This window comes from Virgibacillus siamensis (assembly GCF_039522605.1).
Taxonomy (GTDB): Bacteria; Bacillota; Bacilli; order Bacillales; family Amphibacillaceae; genus Lentibacillus; species Lentibacillus siamensis.
On record NZ_BAAADS010000025.1, the window covers coordinates 206,685 to 224,583 of the forward strand.

17 protein-coding genes are annotated in these 17,899 nt (G+C 41.6%); 3 read left to right on the forward strand and 14 right to left on the reverse strand.

What is annotated here, in order from left to right:
- Nucleotides 1–167 precede the first annotated feature (167 nt).
- Both ABD010_RS16260 and ABD010_RS16265 read left to right on the forward strand, forming a co-directional pair.
- The gene (locus tag ABD010_RS16260; protein WP_343815442.1) at nucleotides 168–1,490 is read left to right on the forward strand and encodes a DUF2252 domain-containing protein; all 1,323 of its coding nucleotides are present in this window, start codon (nucleotides 168–170) and stop codon (nucleotides 1,488–1,490) included.
- 172 nt (nucleotides 1,491–1,662) lie between these two features.
- Entirely contained in the window at nucleotides 1,663–2,946 is a 1,284-nt protein-coding gene (locus tag ABD010_RS16265; RefSeq protein ID WP_343815444.1) for an NCS2 family permease, read from the forward strand.
- Nucleotides 2,947–3,022: 76 nt separating this feature from the next.
- Here ABD010_RS16265 and ABD010_RS16270 read toward each other — a convergent pair whose 3' ends face one another.
- Both ABD010_RS16270 and ABD010_RS16275 read right to left on the reverse strand, forming a co-directional pair.
- On the reverse strand, nucleotides 3,023–4,684 hold the full coding sequence (locus ABD010_RS16270) for a DAK2 domain-containing protein (protein ID WP_343815447.1): 1,662 nt from the start codon (nucleotides 4,682–4,684) through the stop codon (nucleotides 3,023–3,025).
- Between the two features lie 35 nt (nucleotides 4,685–4,719).
- Complete coding sequence (locus tag ABD010_RS16275; protein ID WP_343815449.1) at nucleotides 4,720–5,082, reverse strand: Asp23/Gls24 family envelope stress response protein; 363 nt, start codon at nucleotides 5,080–5,082, stop codon at nucleotides 4,720–4,722.
- 236 nt (nucleotides 5,083–5,318) lie between these two features.
- Between ABD010_RS16275 and rpmB the strand changes: the two genes are divergently transcribed.
- Complete coding sequence (gene rpmB, locus ABD010_RS16280; protein WP_077326108.1) at nucleotides 5,319–5,507, forward strand: 50S ribosomal protein L28; 189 nt, start codon at nucleotides 5,319–5,321, stop codon at nucleotides 5,505–5,507.
- A gap of 188 nt (nucleotides 5,508–5,695) precedes the next feature.
- Here the strand turns inward: rpmB and spoVM are convergent, their stop codons facing one another.
- The 12 genes from spoVM to gmk form a co-directional block, all read right to left on the reverse strand.
- Entirely contained in the window at nucleotides 5,696–5,779 is an 84-nt protein-coding gene (spoVM, locus tag ABD010_RS16285; protein WP_164670369.1) for a stage V sporulation protein SpoVM, read from the reverse strand.
- Nucleotides 5,780–5,810: 31 nt separating this feature from the next.
- Nucleotides 5,811–6,479: a thiamine diphosphokinase gene (locus ABD010_RS16290; protein WP_343815454.1), complete on the reverse strand. Its 669-nt coding sequence runs from the start codon at nucleotides 6,477–6,479 to the stop codon at nucleotides 5,811–5,813.
- Nucleotides 6,480–6,481: 2 nt separating this feature from the next.
- The gene (gene rpe, locus ABD010_RS16295; RefSeq protein ID WP_343815457.1) at nucleotides 6,482–7,141 is read right to left on the reverse strand and encodes a ribulose-phosphate 3-epimerase; all 660 of its coding nucleotides are present in this window, start codon (nucleotides 7,139–7,141) and stop codon (nucleotides 6,482–6,484) included.
- 1 nt (nucleotide 7,142) lies between these two features.
- A complete protein-coding gene (rsgA, locus tag ABD010_RS16300) occupies nucleotides 7,143–8,015 on the reverse strand; it encodes a ribosome small subunit-dependent GTPase A (RefSeq protein ID WP_343815460.1) in 873 nt (290 codons plus the stop codon).
- The gene (pknB, locus tag ABD010_RS16305) at nucleotides 8,016–10,055 is read right to left on the reverse strand and encodes a Stk1 family PASTA domain-containing Ser/Thr kinase (protein ID WP_343815463.1); all 2,040 of its coding nucleotides are present in this window, start codon (nucleotides 10,053–10,055) and stop codon (nucleotides 8,016–8,018) included. It abuts the gene before it with no gap.
- Nucleotides 10,055–10,807: a Stp1/IreP family PP2C-type Ser/Thr phosphatase gene (locus ABD010_RS16310; protein ID WP_343815466.1), complete on the reverse strand. Its 753-nt coding sequence runs from the start codon at nucleotides 10,805–10,807 to the stop codon at nucleotides 10,055–10,057. The genes pknB and ABD010_RS16310 overlap by 1 nt, the downstream gene beginning before the upstream one ends.
- A gap of 125 nt (nucleotides 10,808–10,932) precedes the next feature.
- Complete coding sequence (gene rsmB, locus ABD010_RS16315; protein WP_343815468.1) at nucleotides 10,933–12,279, reverse strand: 16S rRNA (cytosine(967)-C(5))-methyltransferase RsmB; 1,347 nt, start codon at nucleotides 12,277–12,279, stop codon at nucleotides 10,933–10,935.
- Nucleotides 12,280–12,282: 3 nt separating this feature from the next.
- Nucleotides 12,283–13,227: a methionyl-tRNA formyltransferase gene (gene fmt, locus ABD010_RS16320; protein ID WP_343815470.1), complete on the reverse strand. Its 945-nt coding sequence runs from the start codon at nucleotides 13,225–13,227 to the stop codon at nucleotides 12,283–12,285.
- Between the two features lie 15 nt (nucleotides 13,228–13,242).
- Nucleotides 13,243–15,651, reverse strand: a complete 2,409-nt coding sequence (gene priA / locus ABD010_RS16325) for a primosomal protein N' (protein ID WP_343815472.1) — start codon at nucleotides 15,649–15,651, stop codon at nucleotides 13,243–13,245.
- Nucleotides 15,648–16,856, reverse strand: coding sequence for a bifunctional phosphopantothenoylcysteine decarboxylase/phosphopantothenate--cysteine ligase CoaBC (coaBC, locus tag ABD010_RS16330; RefSeq protein ID WP_343815476.1), 1,209 nt, complete (start codon nucleotides 16,854–16,856; stop codon nucleotides 15,648–15,650). Before coaBC ends, priA begins: the two co-directional genes overlap by 4 nt.
- A gap of 219 nt (nucleotides 16,857–17,075) precedes the next feature.
- Nucleotides 17,076–17,279 carry a DNA-directed RNA polymerase subunit omega gene (gene rpoZ / locus ABD010_RS16335; RefSeq protein WP_343815479.1) on the reverse strand — a complete coding sequence of 68 codons (204 nt, stop codon included), beginning with the start codon at nucleotides 17,277–17,279 and terminating at the stop codon, nucleotides 17,076–17,078.
- Complete coding sequence (gene gmk, locus ABD010_RS16340) at nucleotides 17,276–17,896, reverse strand: guanylate kinase (RefSeq protein WP_343815482.1); 621 nt, start codon at nucleotides 17,894–17,896, stop codon at nucleotides 17,276–17,278. Before gmk ends, rpoZ begins: the two co-directional genes overlap by 4 nt.
- Nucleotides 17,897–17,899: the final 3 nt, after the last annotated feature.

Sequence of the window (17,899 nt, forward strand, 5' to 3'; positions counted from 1 at the left end):
CCCAACACCACCAATTATCAGTTTTAGTAACACGCTATACTCCATTATAACAAATCCTTCACATGGAATCATACTATTCGCAGATATCTTTGCTTTACCATTATTGGTTCATTCTATTATCATGATATTATTCCGTATTGAATGCTAAGCTTAAGGAGGAAGTTATAATGACGCAAAATTTGAACGATCAAATCGTAAAGGTACGGGAAAAATTGAGAATGGAAACGATCGCTACTGTTCTTGATGAATTTGATGGCAGTATGCTCCATCTTGATATAGATAAACGAAAACGCAAATACAGTAAGATGCTGAACAGCGCTTTTCAATTTTACCGGGGAAGTGCATTTTTATTCTATTATGATGTAACGAATATGCCTCTGGCGTATCATACACCGGCAGACAAACCTACTTGGCTGCAGGGGGATCTCCATTTTGAAAACTTTGGTGCGTTTAAAAACAGAGTAGGAACCGTAGTATATGACACAAATGATTTTGATGAAGGATATTTTGGTTCATACATTTACGATGTGCTTCGAATGTCTGTCAGCATAGCACTTTACAGTGAAGAGCTGGGATTCCAGGAAGATGCTCAACATGAATTAATCCAGACGTATCTTGAGAAGTACTATTCACAACTGAAAGAATTTGCAACGAACGGCAAACAACCAGACACCTTGAATTTTGACGAAACAAATACAAAAGGACCTGTATTAAAGGTCGTCCAGGAATTACCAGGCCGGGAATCCAATGAAGTTTTAAATGCGATTACGACGGTTAATGGCTCGGATCGCAAATTCCAGGACTTGGATGGACTCGTACACTTATCGGACGATGAACGGAACGAACTGGAAGTTAACTGGCATGAATATATAAATTCAGTAGAACCGGAAAACAAGCAGCCCGATGATTTTTATCAAATTAAAGACGTGGTGAAAAAAATAGGAGCGGGGACCGGTTCAATCGGCCTCAAACGGTATTATATCCTTATTGAAGGCAACGTGAAAGGCAATCTTGGCGACATTGTTCTTGAGGCGAAAGAAGCTCGCATGCCGGCAGCAAAGCATTTCTTTCCATATGATGAGTTGTTTTCGGATAACCCGTTCCATCAAGGAAAACGGGTGATCACTGCACAGAAAGCAATGCAATATTTGCAGGATCCATACCTTGGCTACTTTACGATAGGGGATCATCATTTTTATGTGCGGGAAAACTCACCGTATGATGAAGGTGTTGATCCACATGATCTGACCACGGTGGAAAATATGAACGAAACGGTGGAATTGATGGGAAAAGTTACCGCCAAGGCCCATGCACGTGCGGATGAACTGATTCTCACCCATCAGAGTGAAGAGGAGATTATCAAGGCAATTGGCAACGAATATGATGGCTTTATTTCACAGATGATTGCTGCGACAGTCTATTATAAACAACAGGTCAACGAAGATTTCGGACTGTTCAAGCAGTGGTGCCAAAAAAAATATGACTTGTAATACGCCGGTTACCAAATTTATGGCAGTCTCTATATAATGAAGACGTGTCAGCCATGAAAAAGCCAATTCCATGCCTGATTGACTTTCTTAAATCAGATATCTATAATTATTAATTGTGGATTATGTTCGTATAATCGGGTGGGAGAGGGACAGCAAAATATGAGGAGATAACATGCCTTATAACAACAATAAAGGTAAGATACACATGACCGGAAATTGGCGTACGGAAATTATCGCCGGGTTAATTGGCTATCTTACAACGGTTTATATTGTTGCTGTAAACGGATCTATTCTCAGTGAAACCGGAATCTCACTGGAAAGTGGAATGATGGCAACAATACTGGCAAGTTTTGCAGGGTCTGTCCTGATGGGGATTTATGCCGGACTGCCGTTAATATTAATTCCCGGAATGGGTATTAATGCACTTTTTGCCTACTCCATTGTTGAAGGTACAGGCTTGTCATTTCAGGAAGCGTTGGCTGTGATACTGGTTGCGTCGCTGTTATTCCTGTTGACTGCATTTACGAAACTGGGATCTGTATTAAAACATGCAATCCCGGAATCACTGAAGCATGCGATTACAGTCGGACTCGGCTTTTTCCTAATTTTAATCGGCCTGGAAAAAAGCGGTCTTATTGTTAGAGGAGAACAGACAATTGTGGCTATTGGCGATTTTACATCACCTGTTTTTATCGTCAGTTTGCTCACGCTCTTTCTAGCGATTTTTCTGTTTATGAAAAATATACCGGCAAACTTTCTCGTTACCATGATTGCTGGAACTTTTCTCGCCTATCTGTTTGGCATACTGGAAACAGCAAAACGTTCTATCACTATCCATATGGGAGATATGCTGTTCGTTCCTCAGTTTACTGCAGTGAATGATTTGGAATTTTGGCTGGCTGTTTTCCCGCTGACGATCATTCTTATTTTTGAAAATATGGGTTTATTGCACGGGCAGCTTCACATGCTAAATCGGAACAACAGCTACAACAGGGCGTACCAAGTAACAGCTTTTTCATCAATGATGAGTGCATTTTTTGGGACGTCACCAACTGTTTCAGCGGCAGAAAACGCAGCAGTATTGGCTTCCAACGGTAAAAAAGGGACGGCTGCTATTACAGCAGGGTTGCTGTTCTTGGCAACTCTATTCATTATTCCATGGATTTCCATGATACCAAACACTGCTATCAGCCCCATACTGATTATTGTGGGTGTTTTAATGGCTCAGAATATCCGCCATGTACCATTGGATGATTTGTCAGAAGCTTTACCGGCATTCCTGATTGTAGCCATGATACCATTCACATATAGCATTGCGGATGGAATGGCATTCGGGTTTATTGCATATCCGATTGTCAAACTGGCTCTCGCCAAACAAAAAGAATTGTCACCGGTATTACTGGTAATATCCGTTTTGTTCCTATTCCATTTTGTGATGAAAATAATTGGAATCTGAAATAAAATTTAAATTAAAAATCCCGTATCACATTGGAAAGTGATACGGGATTTTTAATTTAGTACACCTTCATTTATTACTCAACAGAAAAAATAAACGAATAGATGGGCTGGTTTCCTTTGTGCAGTTCCATTTCGATATCTTCAAACGTTTCTTCCACGTATTTCATAATTGCATCCACTTCACCATCGCTTGCTTCTTCACCTTGCAAAATGGTAAGGATTTCATCTTCTTCCGTAATCATTTCGTTCAGAAGCAGTTTACCAGTTTCAATTTTATCCTGGTTTGACGCTTTAATCTTCCCATCGGCTATACCCATGAAATGGTCTTTTTCAATGGTTATGCCATCAATCTGTGTATCACGCACAGCATATGTAACTTGTCCGGTTTTAACCTGTGCACCTGCATCTTCCATCGTTTCCTTATTTTCCTTAATATCAGCGTCGGGATGAAATGCCAACATGGCACTGATCCCTTGTGGAATCGTTTTGGTTATGACAACTTCAGCATTTACTTCTGCCAATTCTGCTGCCTGTTCAGCCGCCATGACAATGTTCTTGTTGTTCGGCAAAATAATCACGTTTTTGGCATTTGCTTCTTCAATAGCCATTGCGATATCCTGCGTGCTTGGGTTCATTGTTTGGCCACCTTCAATTACAACAGAGGCACCGAGACTTTCAAATAATGATTGAAGACCGGAACCCATCGCAACCGTTACAATTCCATATTCAGCCGGCTCTTTTGAAACAGCTTTCTTTTCTTCCCCAACGATCGCTGTATGCTGCTCACGCATGTTTTCAATTTTCATGTTGATCAGACTTCCATAGCGCTGACCAATCGTCATCACGTTACCAGGATATTCGGCATGTACATGAACTTTGGCAATTTCGTCATCTGCAACAACCAGGAGCGAATCACCGTGTTTACTCAATTCATTTCGAAATGCTTCTTCATCAAATGAATGTTTTTTTAGTTTTTCATCCTCAAACTTAACCATAAATTCGGTACAGTATCCAAATTCAATTTCTGAAGTATCCATAAAATCCTGGGCAATTTTGTGGTGTTCCGCATTTACCATTTCTTCCATTTCTGTCTCATCTGTTTGCTGTTCCGGCAATTCCTCACCTTTCAGTGATGCCAGAAAACCTTCATATATTGTCACCAGGCCTTGTCCACCCGAATCAACTACACCTACTTCTTTTAAAACAGGCAATAATTCCGGTGTACGTTTCAATGATGCCTTCGCTTCATTTAAAACTTTTTCCATTAAAACGATTACATCTTCTTCTCTCTCTGATTCCTCAACAGCAATGCTGGCTGCATCTTTGGCAACTGTCAAAATAGTGCCTTCAACAGGCTTCATTACAGCTTTATAAGCTGTCGATACACCACTTTCAAAGGCTTTCGCCAAATCCAGGGTTGTTAATGTATTCTTGGAATCCATTCCTTTGGCAAATCCGCGAAACAATTGGGATAAAATCACGCCTGAATTGCCGCGCGCTCCCATTAAAAGACCTTTTGCAAAAGCATTGGCTACTACGGATATATCCTTGCTGTCAACTTTTTTCACTTCACTTGCTCCAGATGTCATCGACAAGTTCATATTTGTACCAGTATCACCATCCGGTACCGGAAAAACATTCAGTGCATCGATTTTCTGGGCGTTATTCGTTAAATGGTGTGCTCCTGAGAGTACCATTTGTGCCAAAGTTTCGCCATTCAACGTTTGTAACGTCACAATACTTCCTCCTCCATAACTGCAATAGGCAGCATTTATTCAGCTGCCACCCGGACACCCTGAATATAAATATTAACTGAGTCAATCGATAACCCCAGTGATTTATGCAACGTATATTTCACTTGTGATTGGACATTGTGTGCAACTTCGGAAATTTTCGTTCCATAACTTACAATAATATACATATCGATATGAAGATGACTTTCTTCTTGCCGTACTATAATTCCCCGTGAAAAGTTTTCTTTCCTGAGGATCTCCGCAAGTCCATCCCGTATTTGACTTTTAGATGCCATGCCAACAATACCGTAACATTCAATGGCTGCTCCGCCAGCTATAGTGGCAATCACTTCATTCGTGATGGTTACCTGACCGTCATTTGTATTAAGTTCAATGGACATTATTATCCTCCTTTAATACCTCTCATTATAAGGGTATTTTACTACAAGCAATTTAAATTTAAAAGTATTGCAAAAACCTATTCTAATTAACCCATTATAACAATGGACGAATTCATTTATTCTGTCAAGTGATTATTCTTTGCATACTATTTTCCAGTAACGATTGCAATCTGCCGACACTTATGATAAATTGTACTAGTATTGAATGACACATGTGAAGAGTAGGAGGGATTACCATGGCTAGAAAATGTGTTGTAACTGGACGTAAAACTCGCAGTGGTAACAAACGTTCTCACGCTATGAATTCCAACAAGCGTAATTGGAAAGCTAATGTGCAGAAAGTTCGTATTATGGTAGACGGCAAGCCGAAACGTGTTTACGTATCTGCTCGCGCCCTGAAATCAGGTAAAGTAGAGCGCGTATAATATATCTGCATGAGGTACAACTTTATCATTAGTCAGTGTAGTGAAGCATCCGGATAACCCGGATGCTTTTTACAATCCATCCCATTTTCTCCAATCCACTTTAATTTGTCCGGGAAAAAGGATCTTGAGACTCTTTAATATGCAAAAAATGAGCTTTTGCCAATTAATATGACAAAAGCCAGATTCACTTATTTATCTTTTTTAAATGTACCGATAACAACCCGGACAAATCCGCCGATAAACCGTGGGAGTTTAATAGTATAAAATTTCATGAGTTCTCCGCCTCCTCCATTCAAACAAAGCTCACCTTGGAATCGCATCAGTTTCAGCATCACGACTCTTTATTACTAATAGTATGCCTTCTTCAAACGAAAAAGTACCATTTTTTGAAAGAAGCTTGTTTGATATACATAAGGTCGACCCCCATGACACAGTTTCATCAGTCAATGGATAATAAAATCCGCTTAGAGTTAAACCTTTTATTTCCGGTGTGAATGGCAGAAATGAAATATTGGGAAATTCATTGGAATGAATGATGGAATGCTTCCCGGGCTCAGCCAGTTCAAGATGATTTTGTTTATCAACCATAACTCCGCGAATATTTCGTTTTATCATCTGGTGCAATAGCTGGATATTGACCATTGCATGATCCAGACGCCCCCCGGTTACCCCAAACAGAAAAATACAATCCGGATTTAGATCAAATGCTTTCCATAATGCAATTTCCAAATCCGATTCGTCTTTATCAACCGGATATTCCAGAAAGGATTCAGCATTTTTTTCGACTCGCATTTTCTCCGTCCCGGTTATCGAGTCAAAATCACCTGCCGCAAAAGTGGGGCGGAGATTATTCTCCAAAATGGTCAATGCCCCACGGTCCGCACCAATCCATACATCCACACGTTCCTGATAATTTCGCAGGCTTGGGATATACTCCCTTGGGCCATTTCCGACAATTCCAACTGTTACCATCGCTATTTCCCCTTGGCTGCCGTCAATATATCATCCATCGCCTGATTTCGGTCCGATTTTTTAAATACAGCACTTCCAGCTACCAATACATCGGCCCCGGCATCTGTACACAATTTTGCAGTTTCGGTATTGACACCACCATCAACCTCAATTTCAAATGATAAACCCAGTTCTTTGCGCCATTCGGCTATCTTTTCTATTTTATTCACCGCCTGATGGATAAATGACTGGCCGCCAAATCCCGGATTCACCGTCATAATTAATACCAGATCCACATCGCGCAATACTTCTTTTATCATTTCGGCCGGAGTTGCCGGATTAAGAACCACGCCCGGTTTCACTCCGCTTTTTTTGATCAGCTGCAGGGTTCGGTGCAAGTGAACACATGCTTCCTGATGCACAGTGATGATGGATGCTCCTGCTGCTGCAAACTGCTGAATATATGCATCCGGGTTCTCAATCATGAGGTGTACATCCAACGGCAATTTTGTTACAGGTTTAATTGCTTCCACAATCAATGGACCTATGGTGATATTCGGAACAAAATGGCCATCCATCACATCAACATGGATATAATCGGCCCCACCCTGTTCCACATCACGAATTTCCTGGCCCAGTATTGCAAAGTCTGCTGATAAAATTGAAGGTGCTATTTTTGTCATTCTAATACCTCGGCTTCCGTTCTTTAATTTCGTTCAAAAAGGTTAAATAATGCTTGTATCTGAATGATGAAATTTCTCCTTGTTCGACTGCATTTTTCACTGCACATTTTGGTTCCTTATGGTGGAAACAGCCACGGAATTTACAATCGTGTTTTCTGCTTCGTATTTCGGGGAGGCATTCATCCAAATCGGCAGCGTCAATTCCATCAAAATTCAACGAGCTGAATCCAGGTGTGTCAGCGACCAGACCATTACCTGCTTCCACAAGTTCCACATGTCTGGTCGTATGTTTTCCCCTGCCCAGACTCATGGAAATATCGTCAGTCTTCAATTCCAGATCCGGATTTATAGCATTAAGAAATGAGGATTTCCCAACACCGGATTGTCCCGCTATAACGGAAACATTATCAGATAAATAGTGATGCAGGTAGGTCATATCCTCCGATTGTCTGGTTGTCAGCAATTCCACCGTATAACCCGTTTTTTTATACGTTTTCAAATAGTTCATGATGTCTTTCCACTGAGCATCCGGGATCAGGTCCTTCTTTGTCACAAAGATAATTGGCCTGATTCCCTTTGATTCAATCAGTACTAAAAACCGGTCCAGTAACAGCGGATTAAAATCAGGCATGATGGCTGAACTAACAATTATTGCCTGATCAATATTGGCAACCGGTGGACGAATAAGACTGTTTTGCCTTGGTTTAACTTCCAGAATATATGCTTCATCCTTGTCAAATTCTACAAAGTCACCAACAAGCGGGGTGATTTTTTTCTTCCGGAACACACCCCTGCTTCTGCATTCCACTATTTCATCGCCGCACTTCACATAGTAAAATCCGCTTATGGCCTTTATTATTCTGCCTGCTGCCATTCATTCACCATCCTCATATGGAACTGATTCATTAATAATAATATCGTCTCCGCGCACCACCTTATATTCCGCTGTACTGTCTGGTTCGATTGTTAACGTAATCGAATACTTCTTATCTTTTGTAATGGTATCCTCCTTGAACACTTCAGAGATCGAATGACTTTTATCACCAATATATATTGTAACGTTTTGCTCGATAGGCTTTTTCGAATTTTCCTGCTCCTTCTTCTTTTCTGGTTTATATGGAACAGTGAATTCGACTGTATGGTTTTTTGGTGGTAAATCCTTAGGGCCAAGTGAGATATACACATCGACAGCATCACCTTCATCAAGCTCAGAATACGGTTCGGGATCCTGCTTGATAACCTCGCCTTCAGGAGTATCTTCCGAATGCTGTTCAACGATATTTGCTTTCAGTCCCTGCTCATCAAGTGTTTCAATTGCTTCTTTTTTTGTCATTCCCTTCAGATTATAAACGGAAATCAAATCCGGTCCAACGCTTGATTCGAATATCACCGTCGTTTCGCCAGGCACAACCTTGGAACCCGGGGAAGGTTGAATTTGCGTGACAATTTGCCCTACCGGCTCATTGGAATACGTATCATACGATATTACTTCTTTGTATCCTTTATCTTCAAGAAGCTGTTTGATTTGACTGAAATCCTTGCCGGTATAATCGTCAAATTTAATTTTTTCCTTCCCTTCGCTGACGATAATGGATACAGTCGACTCCTCTTTCACCGTATTATCTGCACCCGGGTCAGTGCCAATGACATTCCCTTCATCAATGTCTTCAGAATACCTTTCTTCGCGTTCGGTCTGTAAATTCAAATCTTCGAGCTTAGCGACGGCCTCTTCGTACTCCATCTCCGTCACATCCGGAATAACAACATCCTGAGGCTTCAGATAATTTGCGTATACATAAAAAGAACCAGCACCTAACAGCAACAGCAGGAATAAAACACTTAACGTAATGATCCATTTCTTTTTCCGGTTGGGCTTGTCTTTTTTTCCCTTTTTCTTTTTTTTCCCTTTTTTCCCTTTCGTCTTCTTCTTATTACCGCTTTTATAAGATTTTGTATTTGTAGTCTCATTTGGTTTATTAGCGATTGTTTCATCGGTTTCTTCGGAATTAACGGCTGAGTCCGTAATAATCGGAATAGCCTTTGTTTCTTCCCCTTCTTCATCTGGCGGACTGAATTTCTCCTCATTCAGCCTGTCCGGATCAAGTGCAGAATCCAGACTGTCTTCCATATCATATACCGTTTCAAAACGGTGGAAAGGGTCCTTTGCGGTCGCCTTCAATACAATATTTTCAACACTCTGCGGTACATCCGGATTAAATCGTTTTACGGACGGTGTATCGCTTTGCAAATGCTTTAATGCAATAGATACAGGTGTCTCCCCTGAGAAGGGAAGCCTCCCTGTCAATAACTCAAACAGTACAATCCCCAATGAATAAACATCTGACTTTTTCGTTGCCATTCCTCCACGTGCCTGTTCCGGGGATAAATAATGCACCGAGCCCATGACCGAATTGGTTTGTGTTAATGCGGTAGCACTCATGGCCATTGCAATTCCAAAATCAGTTACTTTCACCTGACCATATGTATCAATCAGAATATTTTGCGGCTTGATATCCCGGTGAACAATTCCATTGGCATGAGCATGTGCAATCGCCGAAGCAACCTGTTTCATAATATCCAATGATTCTTCAATATTAATCGGACCAAAACGCTGTATGTATTCCTTCAAGGTCATGCCATTCACATACTCCATCACCATGTAAAGTATGTCGTCCTCCTCACCCACATCATAAATATTTACAATATTCGGGTGTGATAAGCTTGTTGCTGCTTTTGCCTCCCTGTCAAACCTTGCAATGAATTCTTCATCATGCGCATACTCCAGCCGCAAAACTTTTATTGCCACTTCCCGGTCCAGGATTACGTCAGTTCCCAGATATACGTTGGCCATCCCGCCGCCACCGATTGTTTCCTGAATCTTGTAACGTTCATTTAACAGATGACCATTCAACACTAGGAATCACCCTCTTTCCTAGGTGTATCATTATAAAGCAATACAAGTGAAATATTGTCCTCTCCGCCTCGACTATTTGCTATATCAATCATTTTGTTACCGGTTGCATGCACATCGTCATTCTGAAGAAGTTCCTGGAGTTCATCATCTGTGACCTTATCTGTCAGACCGTCAGAGCATAACAAAATTTTATTGCTTTTTTCCAAACAAACTGTTCGAATATCCGGTTCAAGATGATTTTCCGTTCCCAATGCTTTCAATACCACGTTTTTCCTTGGGTGATGCTGCGCGTCATCCTTGGAGATTTCACCGGACTGCACGAGTGCATTTACAAATGAATGATCCTCCGTTACCTGTTTAAAACCATCATCATTCTGAAGATAGCACCTGCTGTCACCAATATGTGCAATTGTAGTAAAATCACTAGTACAAACCACACCAACGATAGTTGTACCCATTCCGTAACATTCCTCGTTGTTTAACGCGTGTTCATATACGGAATTATTAATTTTCGTTATGGATTCGAGCAGCCATTTTTCCGCCTCATCCGGTGAGGCAAGATCCGCTGATTTCTCCCATTCTTCCCTCATAAGCCGTGTTGCCATTTGACTTGCTACGTCCCCTGCCTGGTGTCCGCCCATTCCATCGGCAATAACAGCAAGTAATTGTCCGGAAGTATTATAAAAAATACCGCCGGAATCCTCATTATGCTTTCTTACCTGGCCAGTATGAGTCAAAAATTGCCCTTCCATTTGATCACCCCTTTTTTTACAATAAGAAAGTATAGAATCCTTTCTTAACTGCATGAGTGCAACTATGGCTGTCATCTAAAGGCTGAATGACAACCAAATTTTCTAAAAGATCAAGTCCCAGTTGCTCATTGTTTTATTAACCTGGTCACGAAGAACCCATCTGAATTTATACTGTGAGGAAAAATTTGCAACCCGGTTTCCGTACAGCCTTCTGTATTACGCAAAATGCCGGGAATATCCTCAAAAAATCCTGGATCAATCTGATAATTGACATGGCGCTGCAAAAACGAGTGAACAACATCATTATTTTCACGCTTATCAACTGTACAAGTACTATACACTAACAGACCACCTTTTTTCAAAAGAGGTGCCACCTTGTCCATTACAGTCAACTGAATCTGAGTGAGCTTTTCAATATCTTTTTCGGATTTATTGTATTTAATATCAGGCTTTCCGCGAATAACACCCAATCCCGAACAAGGTGCATCAATCAAAATACGGTCAAAACTTTCCTCGGCATGCAATTCACCCAGTTTCCTGGCATCACCTTGCATTGCTTCGATAATGGACAAGTCCAGCATATTTGCTTTTTCCTTTATCAACCTGACTTTTTTTGTGTGGAGATCATATGCGTTAATAAATCCCTGATTGTCCATCTTCTCGGCGATATGTGTAGCTTTACCTCCTGGCGCACTGCAGGCATCCAATACTTCCATTTCCGGCTCGGCTTTGAGCATTTCAACGGCGAGCATGGAACTTTGGTCCTGTATGGTCACATAACCACCTTTGAATAATTCTGTTTGCAGTATATTACCTTTATCAATGATGATACCCTGATCCGACAACTGGGATGGCCTCGTTTCAAACCCAAGTTTAGTCAGTTCATCCATGGCTTCTTGCCGTGTTATTTTCAAAAATTGTACACGTACAGATATTGGTTTTCGCTCCAAGTTGGCGAAACACATTGATTTTGTTGTTCTATACCCATACATCTCAATCCAACGGGTGACCAGCCATTCCGGATGGCTTGTTTCAATGGACAGTCGTTTCGAACGGCTATCAATTACATCCGTATCCGGCACGCCTTTTCGCTGAATACTGCGAAGTACCCCATTCACAAAAGAGGCTACTCCCTTATGCCCGCGCTCTTTGCCAATTTCAACTGCTTCATTAATAACTGCATGATCAGGTACCCGATCTAAAAATTCGAGCTGATAGACAGACATTCTAAGCAGCATTTGCACCCAAGGCTGTATTTTCTTCTTATTCTCTACGAATGCTTGAAGGTAATAATCCAGTGTCAATTTACGCTGGACTGTACCATATACAATTTCAGTCAGGAGTGCACCATCTTTTGGTGATAAATTTCGTGACTTGATTTCGTGATCAATCAGTAAATGACTGTATCCACTGTCCCGCTCAATCCTTAGCAGGAGGTCAATTATAGCTTCCCTTAATTTAAACTTTTTCATTTCTTATTCACCCATTTTTGTTCCTGTCTTGATACGGTCCGGTGATCCCTGCAGATACTGTTTTACGGACATTCGTTTTTTTCCTGCCGGCTGAATTTCGGTGATTCGAATACCCTTCTGATTACCGCATTGCACAATGAATTCATCATCTGTCATCTCAACAATTTCACCGGGTTCACCATGATAGTCTCTATCAGCGGTGACGGGGGTTCCCCACCAGATTTTCATCACCGCATCATGATAAGTTGTGAACGCAACCGGCCATGGGTGAAGTCCGCGAATCTGATTATATATAACCTGACTGTCGTTATTCCAATCAATTCGTTCCTGGTTACGTTTAATATTAGCAGCGAATGTTGCACGTGATTCATCCTGTTTAACAGCCTTGATATTACCATTTTCCAGCTTTGGAACTGTATCCAACAATAATTCAGCTCCTGTTTCAGACAGTTTATCATGCAATGAACCCGCATGGTCTGTCGGAGTAATCGCAACCGTTTGTTGTGCCAGCACATCACCAGCATCCAGTTTTTCCGCCATATACATAATGGAAATCCCTGTAACCGTTTTTCCTTGCAGAATAGCTGAATGGATTGGTGCGCCACCACGCAGTTCCGGCAATAATGATGCATGAACATTGATACACCCGTAACTTGGCTTCTCCAGCAATTCATTTGGCAGAATCTGACCGTAAGCTGCTGTTATAATCAGGTCGGGATCAAACGAAAGAATTTTCATATATTCATCACGAAGTTTTTCAGGTTGATATACCGGTATATTCAATCGCTCAGCGGCTTCTTTTACCGGTGGAGGTGTAATGGTTTTTTTTCGTCCTTTTGGGCGATCCGGCTGGGTAACAACCAATACTATATCGTATAAGGTGTCTGCAAGCGACTCCAGTATTGGTACTGAGAAATCCGGTGTTCCCATAAACACTATTTTTTTCAACGGAACCCTCTCCTTCTACATCAATTGGTATGGCTGCATATCAACATGTATCTGCAAATCATTTTTCCGCATGTCTTCATCAAATTGGCGGATGACTTTTTTAATTGTTCTTCGTAAGTTCGGTTCACTCTTGTATTTTATCATGCATTGATAGCGATATCTATCCTTCATCCTGGCAATCGGTGACGGGGTTGGCCCCAATATAACCGTTCCATCTTCAACCTGTTGCTGGAGCAACTGTGCAATCCGCTGGGCAGTCTGAACGACCGTTACATGATTCTGGTGTGAAACAGTGATTAATGTTAGAAACACATACGGCGGATATTGAAACGTTTTCCGTGTATTCATCTCAATCCGGTAAAACTGAACAAAATCATAATGGCTTGCCAGCTGAATACTGTAATGTTCCGGTGTGTACGTCTGGATAATTACTTCACCGGGAAGATCATGTCTGCCTGCTCTTCCGCTAACCTGTGTTAACAGCTGAAATGTTTTTTCCGATGAGCGGAAATCCGGCAAATGCAGCATGGAATCGGCTGTCAAAACACCAGCCAATGTGACATTAGCAAAGTCCAGTCCCTTGGCAATCATTTGTGTCCCGAGCAAAATATCTGCTTGTTTACTTACGAACTGATTCAACAGTTTTTCATGAGCTCCTTTTCCTCGGGTAGTATCCACGTCCATGCGGATCACCCTCGCTTCGGGAATCAACTGCACCAACGATTCCTCAATCCGTTGGGTGCCTGTTCCAAAAAATCGAATCAGATCACTGTTACAGGATGGACAAAAAACAGGCATTGGCTCTTCGTAGGAACAATAATGACATTTTAACCGGTTGCTGTTTTTATGATATGTCAAGGCGATATCACAATGCGGACATTCCTTCACATGACCACAGTCTCGACACATTACAAACGTTGAATACCCTCTCCGGTTCAACAAGAGGACAATCTGTTCACCCTTGGCTATCCGATGCTCCATCTTCTCTATTAACGTTCTGGAAAACATCGACCGGTTTCCTTCATGCAGTTCATTTCGCATATCAACTATTTCTACATCAGGCATGTCTTTTTCATTGGTTCGTTTACGCAATGTAGCAAGCTTGTACACCCCTTTATGTGCACGTGCATACGATTCCAGTGTTGGTGTCGCACTGCCCAGCACCACCGGGCATTGATGGATTTCACCGCGATGGATTGCCACATCCCGTGCATGATAGCGTGGGTTATCTTCCTGCTTATAGCTGTTTTCATGTTCTTCATCGATAATAATAATGCCGATATTTTCAAATGGGGCAAATATAGCTGATCTTGCTCCCACCACAACCTGAACCTCTTTCCGGTGAATTCGCCGCCATTCATCGTATTTTTCACCACTCGACAATGCGCTGTGCATAACGGCTACATTGGAACCGAATCTCCCTTTAAACCGCTTCACCATCTGCGGTGTCAGCGATATTTCCGGAACAAGCACAATTGCTTCTTTTCCCTGCTTGATTACATCCTGTATAGCCTGCAGATAAATTTCCGTCTTCCCGCTGCCGGTTACGCCATGGATAAGAAAGACATCATGCTGATTTTGCCTGATTGAGTTCCGGATTGGGGTGATTGCCTGCTGTTGTTCTTTCGTCAGCTCGAGTGCCTCTGTCTTTTCGAAGGTACTGTCTTCATATGGATTTCGGTATATTTCTTTTTTCGATGCAATAAGCAATTGTTTATCCAGCAAAGCTTTAATCACACTTCTAGTCGTCTTTAGCTTCTTAATAAGTATATTCTGTTCCACCTCATATGGATTTTCAATAAAATATTGTAATAATTGCTGCTGTTTTTTGGCATTACCCGGCAACTCTTGGCATGCTTCTTCAAGGAGATGCGACTCGCGGTTCGGCTTTATCATAGTTACCTGTTTTTTGGTAACTCGTGACTTGACCAGGTAATTGACCGTAACATCGCCATCCTGAATTGCTTGCTGCACCTTAGAGTAGCTTAAGTTCGTATCTTCCAGTTCTTCATAGGGAACAAAATCACGTCCGGCAAAAAGTGATTCCAAGTCCTGTGAAAGTGTTTCATCGGTAAGCCGCTCCAATTCCTTCTTATACCGGGCTTTCAAAACCTGGGGCAGCATGACTTGAAAAGCGGTAATATAAAGACTGAGGGTCTCCTCTGCCAACCACTTCCCCAAATCCAGGAGTTCCCTGGTGAGGACAGGTGTCAGATCAAGCACCTCGTCAATTTCTTTTAACGAGTCAAAAGAAGATTCACTTGTTTGGCCGACTACAAAGCCCATTATTTTTCGTGGTCCAAACGGCACAATCACCCGCATTCCAGGTACCAGAATGTCCGCATACTTTTCCGGAATTAAATAATCAAAAGTCTGATTAATCGAACTCGCTGGAACATCGACAATAACTTTTGCGATATTCACGATGATTCACCCTTCAAATCCTGGGCAATGAAGTTCAAAATATTACCTGCGATATCCTGTTTGGAAGCCAGTTCCAGTTCTTCTGTCCGATTATGTTTATTGACATATGTGACAACATTCGTATCGCCACTGAAGCCTGCACCATCAGCCGCCACATTGTTAACGACAATGGCATCAAGGTTTTTCTTCTGCAGCTTCTCTTTTCCAGATTCCAATGGTCTGGATGTTTCAGCGGCAAATCCAACCAAAAACTGATTTTCTTTTTTATCGCCGAGTGCCTGTAAAATATCTTTCGTACGTTCCATCTCAATCTTCCAGTCATCTGACTGTTTTTTCTTTTTCTCGGTAAATGTTTCCTTTGGTCTGTAATCAGCGACTGCAGCAGCTTTAATCACGATATCACTTTCACCATAATGACTCAGCATCTCATCGTACATTTCTGCGGCAGTCGTAACATTTATTCGCTGAATATTTTTGTTAGAAGTCTCCAAATTCCCGGGACCAGCCACCAGTGTAACATCCGCTCCCATATTGGCGGCAGCTTCTGCAAGCGCAAAACCCATTTTCCCTGATGATCGATTCGTAAAAAAGCGGACAGGATCAATTTTTTCCCGTGTAGGGCCAGCTGAAACAAGCACTTTTTTTCCAGTATACATCCGATTATCGGTCTGATGATTCGCAACGACTTCGATGATACTTTCCGGTTCCTCGAGACGACCCTTGCCAACATATCCGCATGCAAGATACCCGGCACCGGGCTCGATAAAATGATATCCCCACGACTCCAGTTTTTTCATGTTGTCCATCACCGCATTATGTGCATACATATGAACATTCATCGCCGGTGCGATATAGACACTTGCCTGGGTTGCAAGCATGATGGTCGACAGCATATCATCAGAAATCCCATTGGCTATTTTGCCGATAATATTAGCAGTAGCTGGTGCAATTAATACGATATCCGCCCAATCAGCAACATCAATATGAGCAATTTTTCCAGGATCCTTTTCATCAAATGTGTCGGTGTATACAGGATTACGTGAAAGAGCCTGAAACGTCAATGGTGACACAAATTCGGTTGCATTTTTTGTCATGACCACCTTTACATTTGCACCTTGCTGCGTCAATTTACTCGTTAACGCACATGCCTTGTATGCCGCAATACCTCCAGAAACACCCAATAATACATTTTTATTCAGAACCATGTTCCATACCTCCTGCTGTACCCCTCTATTTAAGAGATTCGCATTTCTGTCAGCGAAAACTGCTTTTATTTATTTCTCTCAATTACCTGGAAAACTTGGTTGTCGCAAAGCTTTCAGGTGACAGTCATCATTGCACTTATGCAGCAAGAAAAGTTTTTTACTTTTCTTAACTGCTAAAGAAAACCCTCGCAACAAATAAATCAGCGAGGGTCCCTCTTCTTACTTCATATCTTCTTTTACTTCCAATTTCTCAGCAATTACTTCTTCCAGTGCCTTGCCGACATACTTATGTGATTTTGGGTTTTCAACCAATGGTTTTTCGGTCTCACGTATTTGGCGGGCACGTCTGGCTGATAATGTTACCAATGTGTACTTAGAATTGATTTTTTCCAGTAATTCGTCAATTGACGGCTCCAACATCATGATAATTCATCCTCCAATAATTTTTTGTATTGTTTGGCAATGCGATCACGCCTGCAATGCTCACTCTGAATAATGGCCGTTACTTTTGTTACAGCATGCTCCACATGATCATTTACAACAACATAATCATATGCATCCATCATCTCTATTTCATTTCTAGCTTCCTTTAAACGACCCAAAACTTTTTCCTGGGATTCCGTACCCCTGTTGACAATGCGATTTTTCAATTCTTCAAGGCTTGGCGGAAAGAGAAAGATAAACACTCCCTCAGGAAAATTTTCCTTAACTTGCATTGCTCCCTGCACTTCAATTTCCAGAAATACATCATGTCCGGCTGCAAGTGTCTCCTCGACATACTTCCTTGGAGTCCCATAATAATTATTGACAAATTGAGCATATTCCAACAGCTGATTTTCTTCAATCAATTTTTCAAATTCTTCCCTGGTCTTGTAGAAATAATCAACACCATCTTTTTCACCAGGGCGTTTTTCCCTCGTGGTCATGGATATCGAGTATTTTAGATCATTCTCCTGTTCGAACAGCTCCCGCCTGACCGTTCCTTTGCCGACACCGGACGGCCCGGAAAGAATAAATAAAATTCCCTTTTCCTCTATCAAAAC